The following is a 5,473-nucleotide window of genomic DNA, read 5'->3' as shown; positions in this document are numbered from 1 at the left end:
GCATGGGTGGCTCTCGTGCCGCGGGTGCCCACGCCCACCGCGCCGGAGCGGGTCTCGGGGGACGTGCAGTGCGTGTACGTGGTGCCGGAGGAGCGCGGGGCCGGGGTGGGCGGGCGGTTGCTGGAGGCTGTCGTGGCGCGGGCCCGGGAGTCGGGCGTCGAGCGGCTGACCGTGCATTCGTCGGGGCGGGCGGTGCCCGCGTATGTGCGGGCCGGGTTCGCGGGCTCCGAGCGGTTGTTGCAGGTTCGATACTGAGGGCGGGGGTTTGGCCGCATCCTTGTGGGCTGGCGTAGCGTCTATGCCGTTATGGATCTGGAGAAGCACGGACAGTCGCAGGGGGCTCGGCGGGATGCCGAGGGGTGTCTTGTTGTCGCGATCCGGATTCCGGTGCGGATCGTGGTGTTGGTGCTGGTCGTGCCCGTGCGGGTGGTGTGGGACGGGCTCGTCGTGGTGGGGCGGGTCCTGAGGGACTCCGTGCTGCGGCCCGTGGGCCGGGGGCTGGCGTGGGTGGCGAAGGCGGTGTTCGTCTGGCCGCTGGTGGGGCTCTGGCGGTACGTCGTGGCGCCGGTGGGGACAGGGCTGGGGTGGCTCGGACGGATGCTTGTCGTGGCGCCCGCTCTCTGGCTCTACCGGAACGTGCTGGTCGCGTTCGGGCACGGCGTCGTATGGGTGCTGGCGCCCATCGGCCGCGGGGTGATGTGGGTGCTGCGCGGGATCGGTACGGGAATCGCGGCGCTCGGCGCCGGGGGCGCGTGGCTGACGCGGTATCTGGTCGTCGTACCCGCGCGGTGGTTGTACGAGTGGGTGCTCGCGCCGGTCGGCAGGGGGATCGGGTGGTGCGCTCAAGGGGTGTGGCGCGGCGTCGTGCTCGTCGCCACCGGGGTGTGGCTCGCCCTGTACTGGACGGTCCGCGTGCTGCTCGTGCTGCCGCTGGTCGCGCTGTGGCGCTGGGTGCTCGCGCCGGTGGGGCGGGTGCTCGGGGTGATCGCGCGCGAGGTGGGTGACGCGCTCGGGCACGCGTGGCGGATCGCCGGGTGGGTCTCCCTCGCCGTGTGGCGGTTCCTCGTCGGCGTGTTCCGGTGGGTGTTCGTGGAGCCCGTGCGGTGGGTCTGTACGACGGTGCTGACCCCCGTCGGCCACGCCGTACGGGACGCCGTCCTGCGCCCCGCCGCCGAAGCCGCACGCAGTGTGGGCCGCGTCACCCGGCAGGTCCTCGCCTCCGCACGCGAGACGGTCCGCCAGACCCGCGCCGACCTGCGCAGGACCCTGTTCGGTGCACCCCGTGAGAGGGAAGCGGTCGCTCGGCGGGAACCTGGAGGCGGCGAGGGACGTACTCTTGGTAGAAGTACGACAGCTCTCACTAAGGACTGAAGAAACTGGGTAAGCGACAGCCCGAAGGCCCGCCGCCCGCTCCGGCGGTGCAGCGCATCCGACTGCGGTACACCAAGCGCGGTCGCCTTCGGTTCACCAGCCACCGTGACTTCCAGCGCGCCTTCGAACGGGCGCTGCGCCGGGCCGAGGTGCCGATGGCGTACTCGGCCGGGTTCACGCCGCACCCGAAGGTGTCGTACGCCAATGCCGCACCCACCGGCACGGGCAGCGAGGCGGAGTATCTGGAGATCGCGCTCACGGCGGCGCGGGACCCGCAGCGGCTGAGGGCACTGCTCGACGAGTCGCTGCCGGACGGCCTCGACATCACCGACGCGGTCGAGGCCAGGACCTCGGGGCTCGCGGACCGGCTGACGGCCTCCGTGTGGGAGCTGCGGCTGGCCGGCGTGGAGCAGAGCGACGCCGAGAAGGCCGTGGCCGCGTTCAACGCCGCCGAGGTCGTCGAGGTCCAGCGGGCCACGAAGAACGGCGTCAGGAATTTCGACGCGCGCGCCGCAGTCGTACACCTGGAAACAACACAGAGTGAATTGGCTGATAGGCCGACGGACCAGCCCTGTGCGATACTGCGGCTGGTTGTTCGGCACGTGACGCCTGCCGTTCGACCCGACGACGTCCTGTCCGGTCTCCGCGCCGTGGCCGACCTGGCGCCGCCGGTCCCCGCAGCGGTGACCAGGCTGGCGCAGGGGCTGCTCGATGAAGAGACCGGCACGGTGACCGACCCGCTCGCGCCCGACCGCGAGGCAGCTCAGGCCCTCTCAACGGCCGAACCGGCTGCCGCCGCGAAGGCGTAGGCAGGGGGAAGGTCCCGCGAAGGACGGACGTCGTAGCGCCGCCCTCGTACTCGGGAGCCACCTGGGTCGGGCAGCGCACCGACCACAAGACTTTCGCCAGGCCGTACGCAACACGGCGTACGGAACCGGCGAGACAGGACACGGAAAGCTCCCGTGCGGCGCCCGCGCCCCGGCGGCGGTGAACGCGACTCGCGTACCCCGCGGACGTCAGCGGTGACCGGCCCTCATGGCCGGCGCCGGACCAGGCGCGGCGCCCGGGAGCCTGACGGGAGAAACGCCCGCATGCTCGAACCGACCGACCCCATCGAGGGTTCCGAACAGAACACTCCCAGCGACACCCTGCCGCCGCGTCGTCGGCGCCGTGCCGCGTCCCGCCCGGCGGGCCCGCCCGCCGGTGCCGAGGGAGGAGCCGAGAACAGCTCGGCCATACAGGCCGACGAGGCCGTACGGACCGACGAGGCCGTACGCGCCGAAGCGTCGGCCGAGACCGCGCCCGCGCAGGCCGCGGCAGCCGAGGAGCGGGCGGCCGAAGCGCCGGTTGAGACCGCTCCGCGTACGCGCCGCCGGGCGACCCGTCGGGCGTCCGCGCCGGCGGGGGCTCCGCAGGCCGCCGAAGAGGCGGTCGTGACCGCGCCCGCCGAGACCGCTGCCGTCGTCGAGACGCCGGTCGTCGAAGAGGCCGCCGCCGAGGAAGAGGCCGTCGCTGTGGAAGAGGCCGCTGAAGAGGCTCCGGCTCCGCGCACCCGCCGCCGGGCGACCCGTCGGGCGTCCGCGCCTGCCGGTGCGCCCAAGGCCGCCGAGGCCGCTGCCGAGGCGCCCGAGCCCGTCGAGGCTCCGGTGGCCGCGCCCGCCGCTCCTGCTGTTGAGGCGCCGGTTGTCGAAGAGGCCGTCGCGGAGGACACCGGCTCGCGCCGCCGTCGCCGGGTCACGCGCCGCGTGACCTCGCCCGCCGGGGCGCCCGAGAACGAGGCCGCCGCCGAGACGCCGGCTCCCGCGAGCGCCGAGACCCCGGCCGCCGCGAAGACCGAGGCCGCCGCGCAGGCCGAGGCCCCCGAGACCTCCGTGAAGGCCCGCGCCACCAGGGCCGGAGCCGGCCGGGCCGCAGCGCCCGCGCCCGCCGCCGAGGCGCCCGCCGAGGACGCCTCCCCGCGCCGCTCGCGTCGCCGTGTCGTCAGCAAGGCCGCCGGTGGCTTCTCCGAGCCCGCGCCCGCCGCCGACGAGTCGCCGAAGCGCCCCTCCCGGCCCGCCGTGGCCGTGTTCCAGGCGCCGGTGTTCACCGAGCCGAAGTTCCAGTTCCAGACGCCGGAGCGGGCGGCGGCCGAGGCCGCTGCCGCCGAGGCGGAGGTGGAGCCCGAGGCCGAGGCCGTCGAAGAGGTCGTGGAAGAGGCCGTCGCCGCCCCCGTCGAGCCGGCCGCCGAGGAGCCCGCGGGCTCGCGTCGCCGCCGCCGTCGCCGGGGTGCCGCCGCGCCCGCCGAGGACGTCGTCGAGACGGTCGTGGAGCCCGAGCCCGTCGCCGAGGAGGAGCCGGAGGACGTCGACGACACTGTCGACGCCGTCGACGCCGACGCCGAGGACTCCGTCGACGACGAGGCCGAGGAGACCGGGTCGCGCCGTCGCCGCCGTCGCGGTGGCCGTCGCCGTCGCCGTGGCGAGGCCGCCGAGGACGAGGCCGCCGACGCCGAGGAACTGGCCGCCGAGCAGGCCGAGCAGGATGCCGAGGACAGCGCCGAGCAGGAGGAAGAGGACGCCGAGGACACGGCGGCCGGCTCCACCGCCGGGAGCCGTCGCCGGCGTCGTAGGCGTCGTCGGGCCGGGGACTCCGGGGCCGAGGCCGAGCACGGTGACGGGGACCCCGAGCGGACCGTCGTGAAGGTCCGCGAGCCGCGCAAGCAGGCCGAGCCGTCCGACGAGGTGCAGTCGATCAAGGGGTCGACCCGTCTCGAGGCCAAGAAGCAGCGCCGCCGTGAGGGGCGTGAGCAGGGGCGTCGCCGGGTTCCGATCATCACCGAGGCCGAGTTCCTCGCGCGCCGCGAGGCCGTCGAGCGCGTCATGGTCGTCCGGCAGAGCCACGAGCGCACGCAGATCGGCGTCCTGGAGGACGGGGTGCTCGTCGAGCACTACGTCAACAAGGAGCAGTCGACCTCGTACGTCGGCAACGTGTACCTCGGCAAGGTGCAGAACGTGCTGCCGTCCATGGAGGCCGCGTTCATCGACATCGGCAAGGGGCGCAACGCCGTCCTGTACGCCGGTGAGGTCAACTTCGAGGCGCTCGGCATGGCCAACGGGCCCCGGCGCATCGAGTCCGCGCTGAAGTCCGGGCAGTCCGTGCTGGTGCAGGTCACCAAGGACCCGATCGGGCACAAGGGCGCGCGTCTGACCAGCCAGGTCTCGCTGCCGGGGCGCTACCTCGTGTACGTCCCCGAGGGCTCCATGACCGGGATCAGCCGCAAGCTGCCCGACACCGAGCGGGCCCGCCTGAAGACGATCCTCAAGAAGATCGTCCCCGAGGACGCGGGCGTCATCGTGCGCACCGCCGCCGAGGGCGCCAGCGAGGACGAGCTGCGTCGTGACGTCGAGCGGCTCCAGGCGCAGTGGGAAGAGATCAAGAAGAAGGCCAAGACCGGCAACGCTCCCGCGCTGCTGTACGGCGAGCCGGACATGACCGTCCGCGTCGTCCGCGACATCTTCAACGAGGACTTCTCCAAGGTCGTCGTGAGCGGTGACGAGGCCTGGCAGACGATCCACGGGTACGTCGCCCATGTCGCGCCGGACCTCGCCGGGCGGCTGTCGCGGTGGACGTCCGAGGTCGACGTCTTCGCGACGTACCGGATCGACGAGCAGCTCGCGAAGGCGCTGGACCGGAAGGTGTGGCTGCCCAGCGGTGGGTCGCTGGTCATCGACCGGACCGAGGCGATGGTCGTCGTCGACGTCAACACCGGGAAGTTCACCGGGCAGGGCGGGAACCTCGAAGAGACCGTCACGCGCAACAACCTGGAGGCGGCCGAGGAGATCGTCCGGCAGCTGCGGCTGCGGGACCTCGGCGGGATCATCGTCATCGACTTCATCGACATGGTCCTGGAGTCGAACCGGGATCTGGTGCTGCGGCGCCTCCTTGAGTGCCTCGGCCGGGACCGGACGAAGCACCAGGTCGCCGAGGTGACGTCGCTCGGGCTCGTGCAGATGACGCGTAAGCGGGTCGGGCAGGGGCTGCTGGAGTCGTTCTCCGAGACGTGCGTGCACTGCAATGGGCGGGGTGTGATCGTTCACCTCGACCAGCCGTCCGTCTCCGGTGG

Annotated in this window: 4 protein-coding genes; all 4 read left to right on the top strand. The window is 73.3% G+C overall.

The features are described 5' to 3' along the window. The coding region (locus AOK24_RS42645; RefSeq protein WP_159052200.1) for a GNAT family N-acetyltransferase at positions 1 to 255 on the top strand (255 nt) is incomplete at its 5' end. A gap of 51 nt (positions 256 to 306) precedes the next feature. Continuing rightward, complete coding sequence (locus tag AOK24_RS42640; RefSeq protein WP_055725232.1) at positions 307 to 1,371, top strand: hypothetical protein; 1,065 nt, start codon at positions 307 to 309, stop codon at positions 1,369 to 1,371. A 47-nt stretch (positions 1,372 to 1,418) separates the two neighbouring features. Continuing rightward, complete coding sequence (locus AOK24_RS42635; RefSeq protein ID WP_055725231.1) at positions 1,419 to 2,180, top strand: TIGR03936 family radical SAM-associated protein; 762 nt, start codon at positions 1,419 to 1,421, stop codon at positions 2,178 to 2,180. Between the two features lie 282 nt (positions 2,181 to 2,462). Then, a partial coding sequence (locus tag AOK24_RS42630; protein ID WP_055725230.1) for an Rne/Rng family ribonuclease occupies positions 2,463 to 5,473 on the top strand: 3,011 nt, incomplete at its 3' end.

The sequence above is a fragment of the Streptomyces niveiscabiei genome (assembly GCF_001419795.1).
Taxonomy (GTDB): domain Bacteria; phylum Actinomycetota; class Actinomycetes; order Streptomycetales; family Streptomycetaceae; genus Streptomyces; species Streptomyces niveiscabiei.
This window is presented reverse-complemented; position numbering and strand designations above follow the sequence as displayed.